The 21,056-nt window shown below is 73.9% G+C and carries 14 protein-coding genes; 3 read left to right on the forward strand and 11 right to left on the reverse strand.

The features are described from left to right. Nucleotides 1-78: 78 nt before the first annotated feature. On the reverse strand, nucleotides 79-3,246 hold the full coding sequence (locus ACZ4XX_RS20115; RefSeq protein WP_468509207.1) for a non-ribosomal peptide synthetase: 3,168 nt from the start codon (nucleotides 3,244-3,246) through the stop codon (nucleotides 79-81). 766 nt (nucleotides 3,247-4,012) lie between these two features. Here ACZ4XX_RS20115 and ACZ4XX_RS20120 point away from each other — a divergent pair. Next, nucleotides 4,013-4,198 carry a CsbD family protein gene (locus tag ACZ4XX_RS20120; protein ID WP_468509208.1) on the forward strand — a complete coding sequence of 62 codons (186 nt, stop codon included), beginning with the start codon at nucleotides 4,013-4,015 and terminating at the stop codon, nucleotides 4,196-4,198. Between the two features lie 123 nt (nucleotides 4,199-4,321). After that, entirely contained in the window at nucleotides 4,322-5,137 is an 816-nt protein-coding gene (locus ACZ4XX_RS20125; protein ID WP_468509209.1) for a lysostaphin resistance A-like protein, read from the forward strand. A gap of 72 nt (nucleotides 5,138-5,209) precedes the next feature. On the opposite strand, the gene ACZ4XX_RS20130 is transcribed toward ACZ4XX_RS20125, so the two are convergent. The 7 genes from ACZ4XX_RS20130 to ACZ4XX_RS20160 all read right to left on the reverse strand — a co-directional run bounded on the left by ACZ4XX_RS20130 (nucleotide 5,210) and on the right by ACZ4XX_RS20160 (nucleotide 16,327). Then, entirely contained in the window at nucleotides 5,210-6,961 is a 1,752-nt protein-coding gene (locus tag ACZ4XX_RS20130; RefSeq protein ID WP_468509210.1) for an alpha/beta hydrolase, read from the reverse strand. Nucleotides 6,962-7,053: 92 nt separating this feature from the next. After that, nucleotides 7,054-8,148: a hypothetical protein gene (locus ACZ4XX_RS20135; RefSeq protein ID WP_468509211.1), complete on the reverse strand. Its 1,095-nt coding sequence runs from the start codon at nucleotides 8,146-8,148 to the stop codon at nucleotides 7,054-7,056. After that, nucleotides 8,145-9,218, reverse strand: coding sequence for a hypothetical protein (locus tag ACZ4XX_RS20140; RefSeq protein ID WP_468509212.1), 1,074 nt, complete (start codon nucleotides 9,216-9,218; stop codon nucleotides 8,145-8,147). The genes ACZ4XX_RS20135 and ACZ4XX_RS20140 overlap by 4 nt, the downstream gene beginning before the upstream one ends. A gap of 353 nt (nucleotides 9,219-9,571) precedes the next feature. Further along, complete coding sequence (gene atzF / locus ACZ4XX_RS20145; RefSeq protein WP_468509213.1) at nucleotides 9,572-11,263, reverse strand: allophanate hydrolase; 1,692 nt, start codon at nucleotides 11,261-11,263, stop codon at nucleotides 9,572-9,574. Continuing rightward, complete coding sequence (gene uca / locus ACZ4XX_RS20150) at nucleotides 11,260-14,847, reverse strand: urea carboxylase (protein ID WP_468509214.1); 3,588 nt, start codon at nucleotides 14,845-14,847, stop codon at nucleotides 11,260-11,262. The genes atzF and uca overlap by 4 nt, the downstream gene beginning before the upstream one ends. Then, entirely contained in the window at nucleotides 14,844-15,488 is a 645-nt protein-coding gene (locus tag ACZ4XX_RS20155) for an urea amidolyase associated protein UAAP2 (protein ID WP_468509215.1), read from the reverse strand. The genes uca and ACZ4XX_RS20155 overlap by 4 nt, the downstream gene beginning before the upstream one ends. Then, nucleotides 15,485-16,327, reverse strand: a complete 843-nt coding sequence (locus ACZ4XX_RS20160) for an urea amidolyase associated protein UAAP1 (protein ID WP_468509216.1) — start codon at nucleotides 16,325-16,327, stop codon at nucleotides 15,485-15,487. Before ACZ4XX_RS20160 ends, ACZ4XX_RS20155 begins: the two co-directional genes overlap by 4 nt. Nucleotides 16,328-16,486: 159 nt before the next feature. Between ACZ4XX_RS20160 and ACZ4XX_RS20165 the strand changes: the two genes are divergently transcribed. Further along, complete coding sequence (locus ACZ4XX_RS20165; protein WP_468509217.1) at nucleotides 16,487-17,173, forward strand: TetR/AcrR family transcriptional regulator; 687 nt, start codon at nucleotides 16,487-16,489, stop codon at nucleotides 17,171-17,173. Nucleotides 17,174-17,194: 21 nt separating this feature from the next. On the opposite strand, the gene ACZ4XX_RS20170 is transcribed toward ACZ4XX_RS20165, so the two are convergent. The 3 genes from ACZ4XX_RS20170 to ACZ4XX_RS20180 form a co-directional block, all read right to left on the reverse strand. After that, nucleotides 17,195-18,817: an amino acid permease gene (locus tag ACZ4XX_RS20170; protein ID WP_468509218.1), complete on the reverse strand. Its 1,623-nt coding sequence runs from the start codon at nucleotides 18,815-18,817 to the stop codon at nucleotides 17,195-17,197. A gap of 180 nt (nucleotides 18,818-18,997) precedes the next feature. Further along, nucleotides 18,998-20,113 (reverse strand): AI-2E family transporter, encoded by a 1,116-nt coding sequence (locus ACZ4XX_RS20175; RefSeq protein WP_468509219.1) that lies wholly within the window; start codon nucleotides 20,111-20,113, stop codon nucleotides 18,998-19,000. A gap of 115 nt (nucleotides 20,114-20,228) precedes the next feature. Continuing rightward, a complete protein-coding gene (locus ACZ4XX_RS20180; RefSeq protein ID WP_468509220.1) occupies nucleotides 20,229-20,543 on the reverse strand; it encodes a DUF3040 domain-containing protein in 315 nt (104 codons plus the stop codon). Nucleotides 20,544-21,056 lie beyond the last annotated feature (513 nt).

A 21,056-nucleotide genomic window follows, 5' to 3' on the forward strand; every position in this document is an offset into this window, starting at 1 on the left:
CTGCCCGGAGTGCCTGCCGGGTGGGGTGCGCCGGGGCGTCGGGCCCAGCGGCCCGCGCGCGGCGTGACGGGCGGGGGCCTACTGGCGCTCGCGGACTGCGGCGGCGATGCCGGACGGGGTCGGGGCGTCGAAGAAGACGTCGAAGTCGACGTCCACGCCGAGCGCGTCACGGATCCGCGCGGCGATCCGAACCACCGTCAGCGAATGGCCCCCGAGGTCGAACAGGTCGTCCTCCGGGCCGACATCGGGCAGGTTCAGCACCTCGGCCCAGATCCGGCAGACCGTCGCGGTCGTCTCGTCGCCGGTGCCGGTGCCGGTGCCGGTGTCGATGGCGGTGGCCGGTGGCACCGGAGCCTCGCGCGGTGGCACCGGCAGAGCTCGCCGGTCCAGCTTGCCGTTCGGGGTGAGCGGCAGGCGGTCCATGACGAGCCAGCGCTGCGGCGCCATCGCGGCGGGCAGGGTACGCGTCAGGTGGTCGCGCAGTGCGGCGGGGGCGGGCGGCCGGGCGTCGGCGGCCGGGACCAGGTAACCGGCCAGGAAGGGCTCGCCGTCCTCCTCGGCGCGGACGGCGACGGCGGCCTGGGCGACGGCCGGGTGCTCCAGGAGGGCGGACTCGATCTCGCCGAGTTCGATCCGGTGGCCGCGGATCTTGACCTGGTCGTCGAGCCGGCCGAGGAAGTCGAGCTCCCCTTCGGGGGTCCACACGGCCTGGTCGCCGGTGCGGTAGAGCCGGGTGCCGACCGGGCCGAACGGGTTCGGCACGAAGCGCGCGGCGGTGAGTTCGGGGCGGCCGAGGTAGCCGTGCGCGACGCCGTCCCCGCCGATCAGGAGCTCGCCGGGGATGCCGAGCGGCGTGGGACGCAGCTGCTCGTCGACGACGTAGACCCGGGTGTTGGCGATCGGGCGGCCGATCCTGACCCGTTCGGGTACGGCGGGGAGCTCGGCGCAGGTCGACCAGACGGTGGTCTCGGTGGGCCCGTACACATTGAACAGCCGGGCGGTCCGCGTCCGCAGGTCGCGGGCGAGCGGCAGCGGAAGCGCCTCGCCGCCGGCCAGGCCGGTGACGGTGCCGAGGGCGTCGTCGCCGGTCGCCGCCGTGAGCATGACCCGCCATCCGGACGGGGTGGCCTGGACGTGGGTGACGCCCTCGCCGCCGATCAGCGCGAGCAGTCCGGGGCCGTCCACGGCGAGGCCGTCCGGGGCCAGGACCAGGCGGCCACCGGTGATCAGCGGCAGGTAGAGCTCCAGTGCGGAGATGTCGAACGAGAGCGACGTCAGGCCGAGCCAGGCGTGCCGGGGGCCGGAGCCGAGCCGGTCGGCGAAGGAGGTGAGCAGGTTGACCAACGCCCGGTGGCCGACGGCGACGCCCTTGGGGCGGCCCGTGGAACCGGAGGTGTAGAGGACGTACGCCACGTCGTCCGGACCGGGGGCGGTGCCGGGGGCGGCGTCGGCTTCGGTCTCGGCCTGGGCCTCGGCGTGGATCTCGCCCGGGTCCTGGGCGGGCGGCGCGGGCTGGGCGGGCGGCGCGGGGAGCCGCAGGACCGCCGGGGCGGCATCGGCGACCGCGGGCGCGGGCTCGCGGTCGGCGAGCAGCAGAACGGCTCCGGAGTCGCGCAGGACGAGGGCGAGGCGTTCGGCCGGATAGCCGGGATCCAGGGGCAGGTACGCCGCGCCGGTGGCGAGCGTGGCGAGCAGCGCGGCGGGCAGGTCGGCGGTGCGGTCCAGGTGGAGGGCGACCAGGTCGCCGGGCCGAACGCCCCCGGTGCGCAGAGCAGCGGCCAGGTGGTTCGTACGGATGAGCAGTTCGCGGTAGCTGAGGTGGCGGCCCGAGGCGCTGACCGCGATCCCGTCGGGAGTGGCGGAGGCCTGGGCGCGGACCAGGTCGAGCACGGTCCGGTCGGCGGGGTAGGGCCGGTCGGTGGCGTTCGGCGCGGTGGTGACGGCCCGGAGCTCGGCGGTGTCCAGGAGCGGCAGGTCGAGGAGTGGGGTGCCGGGCGAGGCGACCGCGCCGGTGAGGAGGGTGCGGTAGTGGCCGGCGATCCGGCGGGCGGCGTCCGGGGCGAGCGAGGCGGCGTCGTACTGGAGGCTGAAGTCGAGGCCGCCGTCCGGGGTGTCGGGGGTGTCGGGGGCTTCGACGATCTGGAGGTGGAGGGTGTTGCGGGCGGTGCGGTTGTACACGGCCCAGGAGACCCGGGCACGGGTGCCGGCGAACTCCGGATCCGGGCCGCGCCGGCGGTAGCCGAGCGAGACCGCGGTCAGCCCGACGCGAGGGCCGAGACCGGCGACGGCGGCACCGAAGGGCACCCTGCGGTACGGGTATCCGGCCCGCAGCTCGGCTCTGACGGCGGCGGCGAAGTCGGTGAAGGTCCGCGTCGCGTCGGACGAGGGTGCGTGGACGGGCAGCTCGTTGACGAACATGCCTACTTCGTCGCGGAGTTCCGGCGTCCGGGTGGAGATCGGGACGGACACCGGCACCGCTTCTCCGCCGTACCGGCGCAGCAGCCCGTGCAGGGCCGCGAGCAGGAACTCGAAGACCGTGGTGCCGCAGAGCGCGGCCGCGGCGGCCAGCTCGCCGGCCTCGACGCCGGCGAGGCGCCATGCGACCGCCTCGCCGGACCCGGCCCCGGCGGCGGTCGGGGTGCGGGGCCCGCCGGGCAGTACCGGTTCGGTGGCGGTGGCCCACCTCGGTCCGTACCACTCGGCAGCCCGCCGTACGGTGTCCGGTTCCGCCGCCGGTGCGGCCGGCGGTGCGGTCGCCGCGGGCAGGGGCGCCGAGCCGTACGCGGCCGCGAGGTCCCGGGCCAGGACGTCCTTGGAGTTGCCGTCGAAGACCGAGTGGTGGGCGGTGACCAGCAGCTCGGCGCTGCCGTCGGCGCGGCGGTGCAGGGTGAAGCGGCTGAGCGGGCCGGTCTCCAGGGCGAAGGGACGAGCGGCCTCCGCCTCCAGCCGTTTCTCCAGGTCGGCCTCGTCCGCGGGTGCTTCGAGCCGTACCAGTTCGGGCCGCTGTGCCGCGGGCTCCTGCCAGACCTGGCCGTCGTGCTCCACCAGGCGGGCGGCAAGGGCCGGATGGCGGCTGGTCACGGCGGCCACGGCGCGGACCAGCGCCGCTGTGTCGACCCGGTCGAAGGAGATCCGCAGGGGCATGTGGAACGCCTCGCGGGCCAGTCCCAGCCGATCGGTCAGCCAGACCCCCTGCTGAGCCGGGGAGGCCGGAATGCGGTCGGTCAGGGAGAGGACTTCGGACATCGGCGGCTCACTTAGGACGTCGGAGCAGAGTGGAGGAGCAGCGCGGGGGAAGGTGCGGACGCGGCGTGGGGCACGGGCAACCGCACGTCGGTGCCGCAGACGCCGACGGCGGTCTGTGGCAGCCGGGTTCGGTGACGGCGCCGGCCGCCGTGCGACGTAGGTCCACCCCCCGGGGACCGGTCGACGGCCGTGCGCGGTCAGGACCGCCGGACATTCCAGGATGCCCCGAGGCGTCTGGTATCTCCGGCCCCGCCCGATGAAGACCATTGGTCCAGACCTGTCGAGAGATTCGCACAACGTGAATGCACCGTCAAGAGCCGTCCGCTGCCCGGAATCAGCCTCCATGTCCACGCCGAGTTCTACCGACGTGCCCCCAATCATCCGTGTGTATGATCTGCCCTGACTGTCCGTCAACACCTGTTCGTCCACAGGGATATAGCGGTGCATCGCGCCTGTCTCCAGGCTGCCGTGAACGCGTACCCGGGCTGCCGCAAGGAGGCCGGGGCAGGGCTCGGGGCATGGGGACCGCGGACCCGCCCGATGCCGGTCCGCTTGCCGTCGATCAGGGGGTCGAGGAGCAGGTCCAGGGCGCGCCCGGGGTCCTGTCGAGGATTCCGCAGAACCGTCGGAGCACGGGACCGGACGGTCTCCGGAGCAGCCGGCGTCGCACGCTCCGACGAGAGGCCGGGAGGGTGCCGACGCGCACATCGGGCCGTCCAAACCTAGCGTGGACGGTAGGGACCGATGTGACGGAGGGACCACGGGCATGGACGGCGCCATGGACAAGGCCAAGGGCAAGATCAAGGAGATCACCGGAAGGATCACGGGCCACGAGCGTCTGGAGGCCGAGGGCAGGACCGACCAGGTGAAGGTCAAGATCCGTCGGAGTGTGACGAGCGTCCGACACCGGGCGGAAGGCATCAGGAACTCGTTCAGACGCGACCACTCGTAGCCCCGTACGGTCGCCCGCCGCGGGCGCCCTGCCGGGCGGCGCCCGCGGCGGGTGACGGGTAGCGTGAATCGGTGGAGGGGCGGGACGACCTGCTGTGCGACAGCCAAGGACGGAACCACTCCAGTGCCCTGCGGCGATCCCGACGATGCCGAGCGCCCCCCGGTCCGAGGGCGCCGGGCCACGGACGACCGGGCGCGAGGCAGGTGGCGCGGCACGGTCGACCGGGCCCGAAGCAGGTGGCGCGGCCCGATCGGCACCTGGCAGGCCGTCGTCCTCACGGTCGTCGTCCTCACCGGGGCGAACCTGCTGCTGCACCGCTGGACCGGCCCGCTCCGCCTGCTGGCCGCCGTCGCGGTCGGCGCGCTGCTGCTGGGGGTGCTCCGCTGGGCGGGCGGCACCCTGGCGGACGCGGGGCTGGCCCCCGGGACGCTGGCGCGCGGCGCGAGGTGGGGGCTGGTCCTGATCGGCCTGGTCGGAATCGTCTACGCCGTCGGAGCACTGCTGCCGGAGACCCGCTCGCTGTTCGAGGACCGGCGGTACGACGGGATGACGGGAAGCGAGCTGGCGGCGCGCGTGCTCGTGGTGGTCCCCGTGGGCACCGTCCTGGTGGAGGAGATCGCCTTCCGCGGAGTGCTCTACGGACTGGTGCGCCGGGCCCGCGGCACCGTCTGGGCCACCACGGTGTCGAGCGTGCTGTTCGGCCTCTGGCACGTCCTGCCGTCCCTGCACCTGGCGAGCGCCAAGCCCGCGCTGACCTCGGTCCTGGGGGACTCGGCACTCGGCTCCGTCCTCGCGATCGCGGGCGCCGTGCTGTTCACGGCGGCGTCGGGCGTCCTGTTCTGCGAACTGCGACGCCGCAGCGGCAGTCTGCTCGCCCCCATGGGACTGCACTGGGCGGTCAACGCGCTCGGTTACGTCGTCGGCTTCCTGCTGCGCTGAGCCCGCGCCCCCGGGGGCGTACGGCAGGCGCTCCCAGGGTGCTGGACGCCGGCCTCCAGGACGGCCGGGGCGTCACTGCTCCGGCGGCTGGATGACGGTGCGCAGCCGTTCCAGGTCCTGGGGCGTGAAGCCCGACGGCCGCATGACGGCGTTCCAGCCGTCGACGTACGCGGCCTTGTACGTATGACCGTGACCGTCCGGCACACCCGTGGAGAACGGCAGGTCCGCCGTGACCTGCCAGAAGGTCACGAAGGGGATCCAGAACATTCCTTCGAGCACGTCGCTGCCGGGCGCCTCGCCGATCCAGTCGGGTTCGGAGAGCGCCAGATCCGGGCTCCACCAGACGATCGGATCGGACGGGTGCACGAGGTACAGCACCCGCGGACCGTCCCACGGCGTGTCCTCCGGAGCGATCCCGGTGGTCGGATCGTCGGTGAACCGTACGGTCCGCCCCTGCTTGTAGACGGGATCGATCTCCGGGCTTCCCGCGTCGCGGTGATCACTGAACTCGCGGAACAGGGTGTTGAAGTTCGGCGGACCGGCGAACAGGGTGCCCGCGGTGCGGTTGCGCAGGTCGTACTCGCCGCTGAACGCCGTCTCGCCGCCGAACGACCCCAGGCTCTCACCGGCGACGAACAGCCGCGGACGCTGGTCCTGGGGCAGCTTGGACCACACGTCGTAGACGGAGTCGAAGAGTTCCCGGCCGGCCTCGCGCGCCTTGGACTGGTCCACGAGGTAGGAGAGCCACGACGGCAGGTACGAGTACTGCATCGCCACGGTGGCGGAGTCACCGTCGCCGAGGTACTCGAACGAGTCCACGGCGGCGGGGTCGACCCAGCCGCTTCCCGTGGTCGTCATGACGAGCAGGTTCGCGCGCTCGAAGCCGCCGGCCCGCCGGAGGTCCGCGACGGCCCGCTCGGCACGGATCTCCGCGTCGTCGGACGTTGCCAGCCCGGCGTAGGTCCGAACGGGCTCCTGCGCCGGCCGGTGGGTGAACGCGCCGATGTCCGCGGCCGACGGGCCACCGCCGGTGAAGACCCGGCCCTGCCTGCCCAGCGTGTCCCACGGCACCAGCGATCCGGGCCCGCCGGAGCGCAGCGTGGACGTGGGCTGGTGCACACCTTCCGGCGTCTCCGTGTCACGCAGCGAGAACGCCTCGTTGGCCGCGTTCACGAAGCCGGCCAGGAGTACGCCGCTGACGACGGACCACACGAGTCCCGCCACCACGACCCAGCCGACCACCCCGGCCGCGCGCGGCCCGATCCAGCGGCGGAGGAGACGGGCCAGCCACCGGTACAGACGGCGCAGCCCCCGGCCCGCGAGCAGAAGGAGCCAGAAGACGAGCGCGGCCACGAACGGGGAGGCGACGGTGGCGAGGACGTCGTAGTCGGTGACCCCCATGAGCCCGCGGATCTCGTGCTGCCAGTACTGGCCGAGCCCGAACGACAGGCCGAACAGTCCGATCGCGCAGCCGATGAAGACCTGCCACGACCTGCGCGACGCCCCTCGTTCCTCCTCGCGGTCGGCGAACGCGCGCCACACGTAGGCCGCGACCACGCCGAGCCCGTAGCCGATGGCCGCGCTGATCCCGCAGATCAACCCCTGGAGCACTCCGCCGCGAGGCAGCAGGGACGGGGTGAAGGAGAGACAGGCGAGGAGGAGCGCACCCCAGCAGCCGGGGAGAGTGAGCCGGAGGCGTCGACGGATCCTCCCGGAGCCGGTGACCGGCCCGGCGCCGTCGGCGCCCTCGGCTTCCTCGGTTCTCTCGGTCTCGTCGTGGTCCGGAACGTCGTCCGGCGGGGACCCGTGCACGTCAGGAGCCATGGCTGTCCTCCGGGAGAATGATCCCAAGTCCCGGCCCGACGTGCCACCGCTGACTCCCCGCGCCGCACGCGCCCCGGCCCACCCCACGCGGCCTAGTCGGCGGCGAGCGTGCAGCGGTGGGCCTTCGCCGAGCGTTCGGCGAAGGCCGACAGGGCGGTGCGCAGGCCCGTGTGGTCGAGGGCGAGGGAGGAGGTGCGGCCGCGCCCGCCGCCCGCCGGGGTGACGACGTAGGCGGCCCGTTCCGCCGCGCCGCGGCAGTCGGCCCACAGCACGTAGCGGCCGTCCGGGGCGTCTCCCGCCGGCCGGTCGGCCAGGTCCTCCAGGTGTTCCCGTGCGCTCCACTCCAGCGCGGGGCCGTAGGACGCGGTGAAGCTGTACAGCGGTGCGCCCCGCAGACCGCCCAGGGTGCAGCCCTCGACCGGCTTCGGCCCCGGCGCGGTCTCGACCGCCGTCCGGACGCCCCAGCGGGCGGCGGTCCGGGGGTCCAGGATGCCGGCGCAGCTCCCCGACACCGAGGCGAACGGCTCGTGGTCCCAGGCGTTCACGGAGGTACCGACCTTGCGGACCGGCTCGCCCTCGCTGACCTCGCACCCCTCCTGCCGGGCGTAGGCCGTCGCCGTCCGTGTCAGCACGGCGGTGAGCCTCGCCCGGGCCTCCGGGTGGCCGAAGTCGGCCCGGTCCATCCTGGCGCGGACCTCGGCGACGAATCCGCCGTCCCGGGTGCCGCCGCAGTCGAGCATGACCCCCGCGCTCGCCTGGCCCCGCCGCTCCCGGTCGGGATCGAAGGCGAAGCCGCCGGTCCATCCGTGGCCCAGGGGCGCGTCGGTGCCCGCCGCCTCCAGTGCGGCGATTCGGTCCCGCGCGTCGCTCACCGTCACGCGCAGGTCGATCCGGCCGTCCTCCTCGTCGGACTCGCTCACCCGGCACTGCCAGAAGCTCCGGCCCGTCCTCGTCTCCGCCGTCACCTCCGCCCCGTCCACGAGCTCCCGCACGGGACCGGCCGCCAGCGTGCCGCCGCACGCCGAGTCGAGGGCGCGGTCGGCGAGCCAGGCCTGCGGACCGCCGGACAGCCAGAACACCCCGCCCGCCACCACGGCCGCGCCGCCCGCCACCATGGCCGCGAGCCCGAGGCGCCGGCGGCGGCGTCCCCGTTCCTGCTCCTGGATCTCCGCGGACTTCCCGTTCATCCCCACACCTTTCCGAGCTCCTTCGGGTCACCGCAGTCGCCCGACGCGTCGAGATACCGCGCGAGGAGCGAGTCGGCGCGGGCGAGGAGCAGATCGCGGTCGGCTCCCTCCAGGCCGAGGCGGTGCAGCGTCCGCCCGCCGGCGCACCGGGCCTCGGCCCAGACGGCGAGCTCGTACGTCTTCGCGCCGGCGGCAGGCTGTCCGCCGCGCCCGGCCAGGGACAGCTCGCGCCCGTACTCGGTCCGCACCTCCGGCAGGGCCTCGCCCCACCAGCTCGCGGAGCTCACCACCACGCCGCCCCCGGCACCCGGCTTCGTGAGGGTCGTGGAACAGGCCCTGGCCCAGGCGTGCGTGGCCCCGTAGGACGACTGCTCGGCGCCCTTCAGGGCGGGACCGAGCAGTGCCGGCCGGAACCAGCCGCACTCCGCCGGGGGCGTGTCCGGCGCCGTCTCCTGCGGGGACGGCGACACCGGCCGTACGTCGCTGTCGCGCACCGCGGCCCCGCCGCAGCGCCCGTCGGTGCGTACGTCCTCGGCGACCGCGGCGACGAGCGAGCCGAGCCATTCGGTCGCCGGGCTGTCCGTGGACGCGTGGACACGGAAGGACGTGACAGGACGGGCGTACCCCGGCAGGCCGTTCGGGCAGGGGACCGTGACGAGCTGGTCCGCCCGCTCGTGCTCCTCGGCCCAGTCCGGCACCCTCTCGTACGGGGTGCGGTTCACGATGTGCTCCACCCGGACGCTCTTGAGCGGCGGGTCGAGAACCGGTTCGGCCGTCACCGTGACCCACGGGTCGCCTTCGCCGTCCCCGCCGAGGGTGCACGACACGAGACCCCGCGGCCCAGGACCGGTGCGCAGCGTCCACCAGGCGTCGTCGGCCAGCAACTCCGCCGTGTCCTGCCGGGGCAGCGCCCCGCCGCAGGCCCGGGCCAGCGTGTCCGCGTTGTGCCGGTCTCGCTGCCCGGCTCGTACCAGGAGGTAGCCCGCCGTCAGCGACACGAGGAGCAGAACCGTTGCGGCCTGCGGCAGCCACCGGTGCCGCCGGAACCGGGCCCACGCCGAATCACTCATCCCCACCCCTGTTCCCGCGTTCGTACGCGGGCATCGCACGTGCGAACCAACCACCGCACGCTATCCCACGGGCTCCACCGGCCCACCGCCGGCCGGACAGCCGCACCTCGCCACCGGCGGTGCGACCCGGAGCCCCCCACGCCCCCGGCCGCGGGTCGAACCCGCCCCTGGGCGACCGGCTCTCTCCTCGGGACGCCCGGCCGTGGTCCTCCTCGGTGCGCGGATGGCGACCGCCTCGGGTTGTCCCGTCATCGGGCTTCCCGTACGCGAAGGCGGTCTCCGTCGCCCGTTCCGCCGCGGGCGTCCGACCGCGCGGGGCGGAACCGGCCGATCCCCGCGCGCCCGGCCGGAGTTCAGTCGCGGGGTGGACGCGGTCCCGGCTCCCCGGAGCGGGCGAGGGAGGGAAGGGCGGCGCGCCAGCCGCCGTACGAGGTGATGTCGCGGGCTCCGTCGAGCGCCTCGGGCTCGCAGAGGAAGCCGGTCACGAAGGACCCGTCCGCGAGCTCCACGGTGCCGAGGGCCATCGGGCGGGGGAGCGCCGCGACGAGCGTGCCGAGCCCCTCGGCGGGCAGCTGCCACACCTCGGTCTCGACCGGCGCACCGCCCTCCCGGACCCGGACCAGACCCGGCTTGGACGGGACGGTGCCGAGGGCGTACAGCCGGTAGGCGGACGCGGTGGTGGTCGTACGGACCAGGCGGCCGCCGAGGGAGAGCAGTTGTCCGTTGAGCGGCTGCCCGGACAGGTGCGCGCCGACCACGGCGAGGCGCAGCGGCGGGGCGGTGAGCAGGCCCGCGATGCGGGCGAGCCGGTCGTCGGTGAACGCCGGGCCGATCAGCATGACGCCGAACGGACGCCCGTCCACCTCGCCCGCCGGGACCGCGACCGCCGCCAGATCGAACAGGTTCGTGGAGTTGGTGAACCGGCCGAGCCGGGCGTTCGCGCCCAGCGGGTCGGCCGCCACCTCCGCGAGGGTGGGGTGTCCCGGCGCCGTCGGCAGGAGCAGCGCGTCCGCGTCTCCCAGCGAGGCCAGGGCCCTGGTACGGAGGACGGACAGCTTCTCCCCGTCCGCGTACAGCCGGTGGGCCGGGATGTCCCGGGCACGGGAGAGGATCCCGGCCACGGTCGGGTCGAGGTCCGCAGAGCCCGCGTGCGCCTCGGCGAAGGCGCCGACGGCGGTGTAGCGCTCGGCGACGAACGCGCCCTCGTACAGCATCGCGGCCGCCTCGGTGAAAGGCGCCAGGTCGATCGGCAGGAGCTCTGCGCCCGCATCCGCCAGCCGGGTCGCGGCCGTCCCGAACGCCTCGGCCCAGCCCTCGTCCAGCTCGCCCAGCCGACCGGGTGCGGGGACGGCGATCCGCCACGGGCCCGGGCGCCGCTGCCGCAGGGCGGGGAGTTCGCATCCCGGGGGCGCGGCCATGAAGGACAGGGCCCGCTCGGCCTCCGGGAGCGTACGGGCGAAGACCGTCACGCAGTCCAGCGACGCGCAGGCCGGGACGACGCCGTCGGCCGGGACCAGGCCGCGGGTCGGCTTGAGGCCGACGATGCCGTTGAAGGCCGCCGGGACGCGGCCCGAGCCCGCGGTGTCCGTGCCGAGCGCGAGGTCGACGATGCCGAGGGCGACCGCGACCGCGGAGCCGGACGACGAGCCGCCCGAGACGTAGGCCGGGTCGACGGCGTTGCGGACCACGCCGTACGGGCTGCGCGTACCGACCAGGCCGGTCGCGAACTGGTCGAGGTTCGTGGTGCCGAGGACCACGGCGCCGGCCGCCCTCAGCCGCGCCACGGCCGGTGCGTCGGCCTCCGGCTCGTACGCGTACGAGGGGCAGCCCGCGGTGGTCGGCAGCCCGGCCACGTCGATGTTGCCCTTGACCGCGAACACCGTCCCGGCCAGCGGCGGTCGCTGCCCGGCGGCGGTTCGCGCGTCGACCGCGGCGGCGTCCGCCTCCACGTCCTCCTGCGGCCGAAGGCCGATCCACAGCTCCGGACGGTCCACCTGCGCGATACGGGCGTACGCGGCCCGCACTCTCTCCGTCGCGCCGATCATGCGCGCACCTCCGCGGTCTCGACGGCGGCGAGGACGACGAGCGCGGTGCCCGCCTCCACCTGGCTGCCCGGCTTGATGAGGACCTCCGCGACGATGCCGTCGGCGGGGGCCTGAACCGGTGCCTCCATCTTCATCGCTTCGAGGGCGACCAGCTGCTGACCCGCCGACACCCGGTCGCCGACCTCGACGTTCACCTGCCAGACGCAGGCCGTGAACTCGGCCTCGACCAGTCGGCCGCCCTCGGGCACCTCGATGTCGGCGGTCGGCGGGGCGACCTCGGAGGCCGCTTCGGCGCGGGCGAACTCGCCGGCGGCCTCCCACGCGTCGCGCTCGGCGCCGAACGCCGTGCTCTGCCGGTCCCTGAAGGCCGCGATCGATGCGGCGTTCGCGGCGAGGAAGGCCTGGTACTCCGCGAGCGAGAAGGTGCCCTCCTCGGTCCTCGGCACGAAGCGGCCGGAGGTGATGTCGGCCCGCAGCTCGAGGAGTTCGTCGGCACCGACCGGATACCACCTGATCCGGTCGAAGAAGCGCATCAGCCACGGCCTGCCCGGCTCGAAGGCGCCGCGCTGCTGCCAGCCCGACCACACCTGCGTGGTGCGGCCGACGAACTGGTACCCGCCGGGGCCCTCCATGCCGTAGACGCACAGATACGCGCCGCCGATGCCGACCGAGTTCTCGGCGGTCCAGGTGCGGGCCGGGTTGTACTTGGTCGTGACCAGCCGGTGCCGCGGGTCCAGCGGGGTGGCGACGGGCGCGCCCAGGTAGACGTCACCGAGGCCGAGGACCAGGTACTCGGCGTCGAAGACGGTGCGGTACACGTCGTCGATCGTCTCCAGGCCGTTCACGCGCCGGATGAACTCGATGTTCGACGGGCACCACGGGGCGTCGTCGCGCACGCCCGCGACATAGCGGGCGATGGCCTCGCGGGTCGCGGGGTCGTCCCAGGAGAGCGGCAGGTGCACGATCCGGCTGGGCACCACCAGGTCGTCGGTGGCGGGCAGTTCCTCCTCCATGCGCAGCACGGTGCCGAGGAGTTCCTGCTGCGGGACGACGTCGGGGTCCGTCCGGATCTGGAGCGAGCGGATGCCCGGGGTGAGGTCGACGACGCCGGGGAGCCCGCGCTCGGCCAGTGCCTCCGCGAGCGCGTGGACGCGCATGCGCAGCGCGAGGTCGAGCTGCATGGGCCCGTACTCGACGAGGAGGTTGTCGTCACCGCTCCGCCGGTAGGTGACCGACGGACGCGCCGGGGTCTCCTCCAGGCGGGCGAGGATCCCGCCGTCGACGACGGCGTCGCGGTCGGCGCGCGGTTCGGCGGCGGGCTCCCTGCGCAGCCGTGCGGCCGCCTCCGTCGTCACCGGCACGAACCGTACGGTGTCGCCGGGGCGGAGCTGGCCGAGCTTCCAGCGCTGTCCGGTGACGACCGTCGCCGGGCAGACGAAGCCGCCGAGGGACGGACCGTCGGGGCCGAGGAGGACGGGCATGTCCCCGGTGTAGTCGACGGCGCCCACGGAGTACGGCGTGTCGTGGATGTTGGACGGGTGCAGTCCGGCCTCGCCGCCGTCCGTGCGCGCCCAGCGCGGCTTGGGACCGACCAGGCGGACGCCGGTGCGCGCCGAGTTGAAGTGCACCTTCCAGTCCGCCGCGTAGAAGTCGCGGATGTCGTCCTCGGTGAAGAACTCGGGTGCGGCGTGCGGGCCTTCGACCGCGCCGATCCGCCACGTCCGGCCGAGGGCCGGGCGCGCGTCGAGGGGGACGGCCGAGGTGTCCGTACGGACCTCGCCGCCGTGCAGGACGTCGCCCGCGCGCAGCGCTCGGCCGCCGTGCCCGCCGAACCGGCCGAGGGTGAAGGTGGCCGCGCTGCCCAGGAACTCCGGCACGTCCAGGCCGCCCGCGAACAGCACGTACGTGCGCAGGCCCCGCTCGTCGGGGGCGCCCACGGCGAGGGTCTGCCCGGCCTCCACGGTGACCGGCTCCCACGGGGCGACGAGGCGGCCGTCGATCGTCACCTGAGCGGGGGCGCCGGTGACACAGACCGTCGTCGGGTGGCTGAACCTGAGGGAGGGGCCCTGGAGGGTGCATTCGAGGCCCGGAGCGCCCTCGTCGTTGCCGAGCGCGGTGTTGCCGAGCCGGAAGGACAGGTCGTCCATGGGACCGCCCGGGGGCACCCCGACCTGCCAGTAGCCCGTGCGTCCCGGCCAGTCCTGCACGGTGGTCAGGGTGCCGGGGGCGACGACCTCGATGCGCGGGGTCGGGTCGGCGAGGGTGGCGAGCGAGGCGGTGGAGTGGACGGCGGCGCGGACGTCGGCGTCCCCGAGCGCGGTGCGGACGAGCCCCAGGTTGGTCTCGATGCCGTCGATGCGGGTCGCGGCGAGCGCCGCGTCCAGCCGGTCGAGGGCCTCGGCGCGGTCGGCGCCGTGGACGACGACCTTGGCCAGCATCGGGTCGTACGCGGTGGTGACCTCCGTACCGGTCTCGACCCAGGTGTCCACGCGGACGCCCTGGGGGAAGGCGACGCGGGTCAGCAGGCCCGCGCTGGGACGGTGGTCGCGGGACGGGTCCTCCGCGTAGAGGCGGGCCTCGACGGCGTGGCCGGAGGGCGCGGGAGGCTCGGTGACGACCGAGGTGTCGCCCTGCGCGAGGCGCAGCATCCAGGCGACGAGGTCGACTCCGTAGATCTCCTCGGTGACCGGGTGCTCGACCTGGAGGCGGGTGTTTACCTCCAGGAAGTACGCCTCCTCGCGGGCGGCGTCGTACACGAACTCCACGGTGCCGGCGGAGCGGTAGTCCACCGAGGCGCACAGGTCCCGGGCGGCGGCGGCGAGTTCGCGACGGACACGGTCGGGCAGTCCGGGGGCCGGGGCCTCTTCGAGGACCTTCTGGTTGCGGCGCTGCAGCGAGCAGTCGCGGTCGCCGAAGGTGACGACCTTGCCCCGCCCGTCGCCGAAGACCTGCACCTCGACGTGCCGGGCGCGCTCGACCAGCCGTTCGAGGAAGACGCCGGCCGAGGAGAAGGAGGCGGCGGCCACCCGCTGCACGCGGTCCCAGGCGTCGGCGAGGTCGGCCGCGTCACGACAGGCTCGCATGCCGATGCCGCCACCGCCGCCGGTGGCCTTGAGCATCACCGGGTAGCCGATCTCCTCGGCTGCCGTGAGCGCCGCGTCGACATCCGGGAGGAGCCCGGTGCCGGGGGCGAGCGGCACGCCCGCCGCCTGCGCCGCGGCGCGCGCGGTGTGCTTGGCCCCGAACAGCTCCAGCTGTTCGGGGGTCGGACCGACGAAGACGATGCCGGCGTCGGCGCAGCGGCGAGCGAAGCCGGCGTCCTCGGACAGGAAGCCGTAGCCGGGGTGGATGGCGCCCGCGCCGGTCCTCCTGGCCGCTTCGAGGACCAGGCCCGCGTCGAGATAGGACTCCTTGGCGGGGGCCGGGCCGAGGCGGACGGCCTCGTCGGCCAGCCGGACGTGTTCGGCGCCGCGGTCGGGGTCGGAGTGGACGGCGACGGTGCGGAGGCCGAGCTGCCGGGCGGTGCGGATGATGCGGGCCGCGATCTCGCCGCGGTTGGCGACCAGCAGGGTGTCGAACGTCATCGGGTTCCGTCCTCGTGGTGCTCGCTCGGCTCGTTGATCGTCATCCGCACGGCGGTCGGATCGAATCCGTTGCAGGGGTTGTTGATCTGTGGGCAGTTGGACAGGAGTGCGAGGACATCGGTCTCGGCACGGAGTACGACCTTCAGGCCGGGGGCGGAGATGCCGTCGACGATGCCCAGCGTGCCGTCCGCCTCGACCGGCACGTTCATGAACCAGTTGATGTTGGAGACGAGGTCGCGCTTGCCGAGGCCGTGCCTGGCGCCCTCGGCGAGGAAGTTCTCCACGCAGGCGTGCTGCGACCAGGTGTGATGGCCGTAGCGAAGGGTGTTCGACTCTTTGGAGCAGGCCCCGCCGAGGGTGTCGTGCCGTCCGCAGGTGTCCTCGACGACGGTCATCAACGGGGTGTGCTCGTCGGACATCAGCACCGAGCCGGTGGTGAGGAAGACGCCGCCCTGCGCCTGGACGGTGTCCGGGGCGCTGTAGCGCACGGAGGTGTCGTGGGCGTCGTAGAGGAGGAAGTCCGCGGCCTGGTTGCCGTGCAGGTCGGTGACGGTCAGCAGTTGCCCCTTGCGCACGACGGCGGACCAGGCGGCGCGGGCCGGGACGAGGTCGTCGCTGACGACACGGGCGGTGGCGGTCATGCGATCCCCCGGGCGGTGAGGTGGTCGGCGGTGTTCAGAAAGGCCCGGCGGCCTTCGGGCGTGGCGTCCCACAGGGGGTCGCCGGGGGAGGTGGGCCGGGCGCGGTACGCGAGGACGCCGAGGCTTCCGCAGGTGTACACGGGGCGCGGGTCCAGGGGGTGGGGGACGTTGGCGAGGAGGACGACGACGTCCTGCTCGGCGCGGAGCGTGACGCTTCCGCCGGGGCCCGCGGAGCCGGTGAACTGGGCCGTGCCGTCCTCCGCGATCCGTACGCCCTGGAAGAAGGAGACGGACGGGGGAAGGTCGCGCGGGGTCAGGCCGTTCTTGAGCGCGGCGAGTTTGAACAGCTCGCGCCCCGCCGGCGAGGCGGACTGCGGAGTGCCGTCCCCGTACCGCACGGTGTTGCGGGCGAGGCTGGAGGTGCCGGTGAGGGCGTCGTGGCGGCCGGAGGTGTCCCGGGTGACGGAGGCGAGCACCCGGCCCTGGTCGGAGAGCAGCAGGTGCCCCTCGCCGAGGTACGCGTTCCAGAGCACCTTCACGGTGTCGGCCGCGTTCAGCCGCTCCCAGGGACGGTCGGCGCAGTGGAGGAGGAGGTGGGCGCAGGCGTCGCCGGTGAGGTCGGTCAGCCGCAGCTCGGTGCCGCGGGCGAGGACCTTGTGGGTGTAGTTGCCGCCCGCCACGGTCTCGGCCCACACGAGGTCCCCGGCGCAGACGCCCTCGGGAGGCGCCGGCCAGCCGCTCGCGGGCAGCACCGGCATGGCGTCCACCGCTCGACCCGCCTGGGCGCGGGCATGGTCGCGTGCGCGATCCGTCGTCGCTGTCGCTGACTGTGTCGCCATGGCTGGGCCTCCAGGTCGCCGCTCTCATTTCTGTCGCTCGACAGAAATTAGGCAGTGGGCGCTTCGCGGCCGTTGCCCGTGGGTTTCGCGTCGGTTACCGGAAGCTCACCCGGGAACTCGGCCCCGGAGTGACGCGCGGCCCTGTGCGAGGATCGCGGAGTGAGCACGCCCACCAGCAGAAGAGTCGGCCGTCCTCGGGCCAAGGAGCGTCCCGCCGGAGGTCTCGAACCGCGTGACGAGGTCCTGGCGGCGGCGGCCGAGCTGTTCACCGTCCGCGGCTACACCGCGACCTCCACCCGGACGATCGCGGAGCGGGCCGGACTGCGACAGGCCTCCCTCTACCACTACTTCGACGGCAAGGAGGCGATCCTCGCGGAGCTGCTCGAAGGCACCGTCCGGCCCTCGCTCGAGGTGGCGCGGGACCTGGTGTCCCGCACGGAGGTGGTCCCCGAGGCCCGGCTGTGGGCGCTGTGCCATTCCGACGCGGCACTGCTGTGCGGCGGACCGCACAACCTCGGGGCGCTCTACCTGCTGCCCGAGGTGCAGCAGGAACGCTTCGCGGACTTCCACCGGATCCGCACCGCGCTCAAGTCCTGCTACGAGGAACTGCTCGCGGCCACGGAGCCCGGGGCGGCGCTCGGCAAGGACGAACGGGCGCTGCGCGTGGACCTCCTCTTCGGCCTCACCGAGAGCGTGATCCTCGTCCGGCGGGCGGACCCGGCCCGCGACCCGCGCACCTTGGCGGTGGCCACGGCCGACGCGGCGCTCCGGGTGGCGGGTGTCGCGCAGCGGTCCCTGGCACGCCTGCGCCGCGAGGGGCAGGGCCTCCTCGCGGCGCGGGCGTGACCGGGCGGAACGCCCCGCGGCTCAGGCGCGTACGGCCTCGGACCCGTGGTCCGTCCGGGCACGGCGGTCCGTTCCCCCGGCCGCGGGATCAGCGCCCTCGGGGCCGCGGTACCAGCGGTACGCCGCACCCGTGGCGACCGTGGCGCCGAGCATCAGGACGGTGAACCACCGGAAGTACCAGTGGCCGCCCTCCGGGTCGTACACCTCGGCGCGCGGCCAGGAGAGGTTGACCGTCATGAAGATCCCGTAGGCGACGGCGAGCGCGTTGACGGGGAGCCCCCAGCGGCCGAGGGAGAACAGCGGCCGGCCGAGCTCGTCCCGCGTACCGTCGGCCGGCGGCCATTCGCCCCTCAGGCGCCGCACCAGCATCGGGGCCGTGACCATCGCGTACGCCAGGTACACCATCGCGATGCACGTGGTGCCGATGGCCAGGATCGCCTGCGGCGAGGCGAGGTTGAGCAGGAGCAGCAGCCCCGCGCAGACTCCTACCACCACAGCGGCCGTGCCGGGCATCCCGGTCCGCCGGGGCACCCGCGCCAGTCGCGCCGAGTGCGGGAGGACGCCGTCGCGCGCCATCGAGTAGAGCATCCGGGTCGCCGAGGTCTGGATCGCCAGGGTCGCCGCACAGATGGCCAGGGCCACATCGGCGAGCAGGACCCGGCCGAGACCGTCCCCGAGAGTACTGGTGAGCACGTACCCCAGGCCCTGGGTCGCGAGCCGTCCGTCGGTCAGGCTGGGCGCGGCGAGCAGCCCGCCGAGCAGCAGCAGTCCGCCGCAGACACCGGACGTGGTGAGGGCGCTGAGCGTCGTACGGGGAGCGGTGCGCCGGGGGTTGACGGTCTCTTCGCTCATCTCGCTGGCGCTCTCGAAACCGATCAGGACGTACGCGGCCGTGAACGAGCCCACGAGGAGCGCCGTGATCAGGCCGCCTTCGCCACCGGTGTGCAGGGTGATGCCGGGATCGCGCTCCGCGTGGGTGGCGAGGAGGGTCACGATCAGGGCGACGCCGGCGATCTCGGCGGTGACACCGATCGTGTTGACGGCCGACAGCGCCCGGTTGTCGAGGACGTTGAGCAGGGTGGTCAGTGCGAGCAGGACCAGTCCGAGGACGGCGGCGTTCGCGGCGCCGCTGGTCGTCGTGGGCGACGGGTCGCCGCCGACGACCTGGAAGCCGGGCCAGACGGCGGGCAGGACCACCTGGAGCGCGAGGGCCGCGGCCGCCACGACCACGATCCGCCCGGTCACCATGATCCAGCCCGCGTACCAGCCGAAGGACGGGCTGCCGAGCCTGCTCGCCCACTGGTAGATCGCCCCGGAGATGGGCATCCGGGCGGCCAGTTCGGCGAAGCAGGCGGCGACGAGGAGCTGGCCGGCGAGGACGGCGGGCCAGGTCCAGAAGAAGAGCGGTCCGCCGAACGAGTAGCCGAGGGAGAAGAACTGGAAGACGGTGGTCAGTACGGAGATGAAGGAGAACCCGGCGGCGAAGGACGCGTACCGCCCCATCCTGCGGCGCAGTTCCTGCGGATAGCCGAACGAGGCGAGCGAGCTGTCGGGCGCACCGTCGGGCGGGCCGTCAGGTGACTCCCCGCCCTTCGCGCCGGGCGGGGGAGGTGCCGGTGGAGTGGGATCGGTGGTCACGGTCATGGCGGTCCCCTGTCGCGGAGTGAGGTCCTGCGAATTCCTGTCGGTTGACAGAAATTAGGGACGGCCCGTTTCCGCCGCGTGTCACGCCCGTGTCCCGACCGTTAGTGACTCCTCTCCGGGCGCTCCGCGGCGCCCGGCGCCGGCCGCGTCTCGCCTGCCCGGCGCCGGTCCTTCGGCGGGTCAGGACATCGCGGGTGCGGGGGTGGGCGCCTCGTCGGGGGCCTGCTCCGGCGCTTCGTCGCCGAGCTGCTCCCGCAGGTAGTTCCAGCACACCGCGATGAGCGCGGCCACCGGGACGGCGAGCAGACTGCCCACGATGCCGGCCAGGCTGCCGCCGAGCGTCACCGCGAGCAGGACGACGGCCGCGTGCAGGCCGAGTCCGCGACTCTGGATCATGGGCTGGAAGACGTTGCCCTCCAACTGCTGCACCACGACGATGATCGCCAGAACGATCAGCGCGTCGGTGACGCCGTTCGACACGAGCGCGATGAGAACCGCGACCAGGCCGGCGAACAGGGCGCCCACGATCGGCACGAACGCGGAGACGAAGGTCAGCACCGCGAGGGGAAGGACCAGGGGGACGTCGAGTATCCACAGACCCAGGCCGATGAGCACGGCGTCGAGGAGACCGACGAACGCCTGGCTGCGCACGAACGCTCCCAGGGTGTCCCAGCTCCGCTCCGCCACGATCGGTACGTCGACGGCGAGCCGCCCGGGGAGCTGGCGGGCGAGCCACGGGACGAACCGGGGGCCGTCCTTGAGGAAGAAGAACATCAGGAAGAGGGCGAGGAAGGCCGTGACCACGCCGTTGAACACCGTGCCCACGCCGGTCGCGATCGCGGTGACCATGCTGCCGACGCTGTCCTGGAGGCGGGCCATCGCCGTGTCGAGAGCGCCGGAGATCTCGTCGTCGCCGATGTTCAGCGGCGGCCCGGCCGCCCACTCGCGCAGTCGCTGGATTCCCTCGACCACACCCTTGGAGAGCTCCCCGGACTGAGAGGCGACCGGCACCGCGATGAGCGCGACGATGCCGGCGACGGTCAGGATGAACGAGACCGTGACGACCGCTGCCGCCAGGGCGGGAGGCCAGCCGTGGCGCCGCAGGAAACGAGCCGCGGGCCAGGTCAGGGTCGTGAGGAACAGCCCGACGACGAGCGGCCAGACGACCGACCACATACGGCCCAGGACCCACAGGGCCACTCCGGCCATCAGGAGCACCAACAACGACTCGGCGGACACACGAGCCGCCGTGCGCAGAGCGGCGGCGGCCTTCGTAGGACTCAACGTGGCAGACATGCGCTCACCCTATGGACCCGCCGGTCCGCACTCCGGGCCCGCCCCCACCGCTCGCGTCGCCCGCCCGGCATCATCGGGTGGGCGACGCCCGCTCGGTGTCATGCGACAGGTGCGGTCACCGTTCCCCCGGGGTCAGGAGCGTGCCGGAGTGGGTGCCCGGCGGTGTCTCCTCACCGGGCGACGGGGACGGCGGAGCACTCAGCATCGCGGTGAGGATCAGGCCGATCACCGCGATGAGCGCGAAGAGGATCACGACCGGCCTGCGGCGAAGACGTCTGCGCTTCGGACGGGCTGCCGGGCGGGACCCCTGTGGCATCGGCGGGAACTGCTGGATCAGCGTGGCGAGGAGGGCGAAGAGCTCGGGATCGTCGCGTGCGAGGCGCTGCTCGATCTCGGCGAGCACGCGCCGGTCGTCCGTCGAGTGACTCATGGCGACCTCCTCGGTACCACGCGGAGGCGGGTCTGAGGTTCGGACGTTTCCTCGACCGCGCCCGCGTCTCATTGTGACGGCTCGAGCGCCGGAGGGCCTCCGCAGGCCGTGAGCTCCCGGACCGTCGTCCCTTCCGGATCGCTCGACAGGGCGAAGAGACGCAGAATGCGGTAAAGGGCCCGTTCATCGGAGTGGTCCCCAGGGAGCGCTCGTCTGCCCGGTACGCAAGCAGCACGTGACCGCGACGGTGAGGAAGCGGCACAGGGCCCTCGGAGTCTTCGTGCCCGTGTGACGGGGGGCGACGCGGCGCGCGTCGCCCCCCCCCGTGCGCTCCGGCCGTTCAGCGCGGGGCGCTCACCGGGCCCGGGGCGGAGTCCTCGCGGCGGTCCGGAGCGGTGTCGGGGGGGGGGGGGGGGGGGGTCGGGGGGGGGGGGGGGGGGGGGGACGGCTCCGATGACTCCCCGAGGGAGGGGGGGGGGGGGGGGGGGAAGGGGAGGGGGAGGACCAACCCAC

Source organism: Streptomyces sp. NPDC029956 (assembly GCF_055574655.1).

Excerpts from the sequence above, each read along its gene's own strand:
- ACZ4XX_RS20115 (WP_468509207.1), bottom strand. The coding sequence starts at position 3,246 with ATGTCCGAAGTCCTCTCCCTGACCGACCGCATTCCGGCCTCCCCGGCT.
- ACZ4XX_RS20120 (WP_468509208.1), top strand. The coding sequence starts at position 4,013 with ATGGACGGCGCCATGGACAAGGCCAAGGGCAAGATCAAGGAGATCACC.
- ACZ4XX_RS20130 (WP_468509210.1), bottom strand. The coding sequence starts at position 6,961 with ATGGCTCCTGACGTGCACGGGTCCCCGCCGGACGACGTTCCGGACCAC.
- ACZ4XX_RS20135 (WP_468509211.1), bottom strand. The coding sequence starts at position 8,148 with ATGAACGGGAAGTCCGCGGAGATCCAGGAGCAGGAACGGGGACGCCGC.
- ACZ4XX_RS20140 (WP_468509212.1), bottom strand. The coding sequence starts at position 9,218 with ATGAGTGATTCGGCGTGGGCCCGGTTCCGGCGGCACCGGTGGCTGCCG.
- atzF (WP_468509213.1), bottom strand. The coding sequence starts at position 11,263 with ATGATCGGCGCGACGGAGAGAGTGCGGGCCGCGTACGCCCGTATCGCG.
- uca (WP_468509214.1), bottom strand. The coding sequence starts at position 14,847 with ATGACGTTCGACACCCTGCTGGTCGCCAACCGCGGCGAGATCGCGGCC.
- ACZ4XX_RS20155 (WP_468509215.1), bottom strand. The coding sequence starts at position 15,488 with ATGACCGCCACCGCCCGTGTCGTCAGCGACGACCTCGTCCCGGCCCGC.
- ACZ4XX_RS20160 (WP_468509216.1), bottom strand. The coding sequence starts at position 16,327 with ATGGCGACACAGTCAGCGACAGCGACGACGGATCGCGCACGCGACCAT.
- ACZ4XX_RS20170 (WP_468509218.1), bottom strand. The coding sequence starts at position 18,817 with ATGACCGTGACCACCGATCCCACTCCACCGGCACCTCCCCCGCCCGGC.
- ACZ4XX_RS20175 (WP_468509219.1), bottom strand. The coding sequence starts at position 20,113 with ATGTCTGCCACGTTGAGTCCTACGAAGGCCGCCGCCGCTCTGCGCACG.
- ACZ4XX_RS20180 (WP_468509220.1), bottom strand. The coding sequence starts at position 20,543 with ATGAGTCACTCGACGGACGACCGGCGCGTGCTCGCCGAGATCGAGCAG.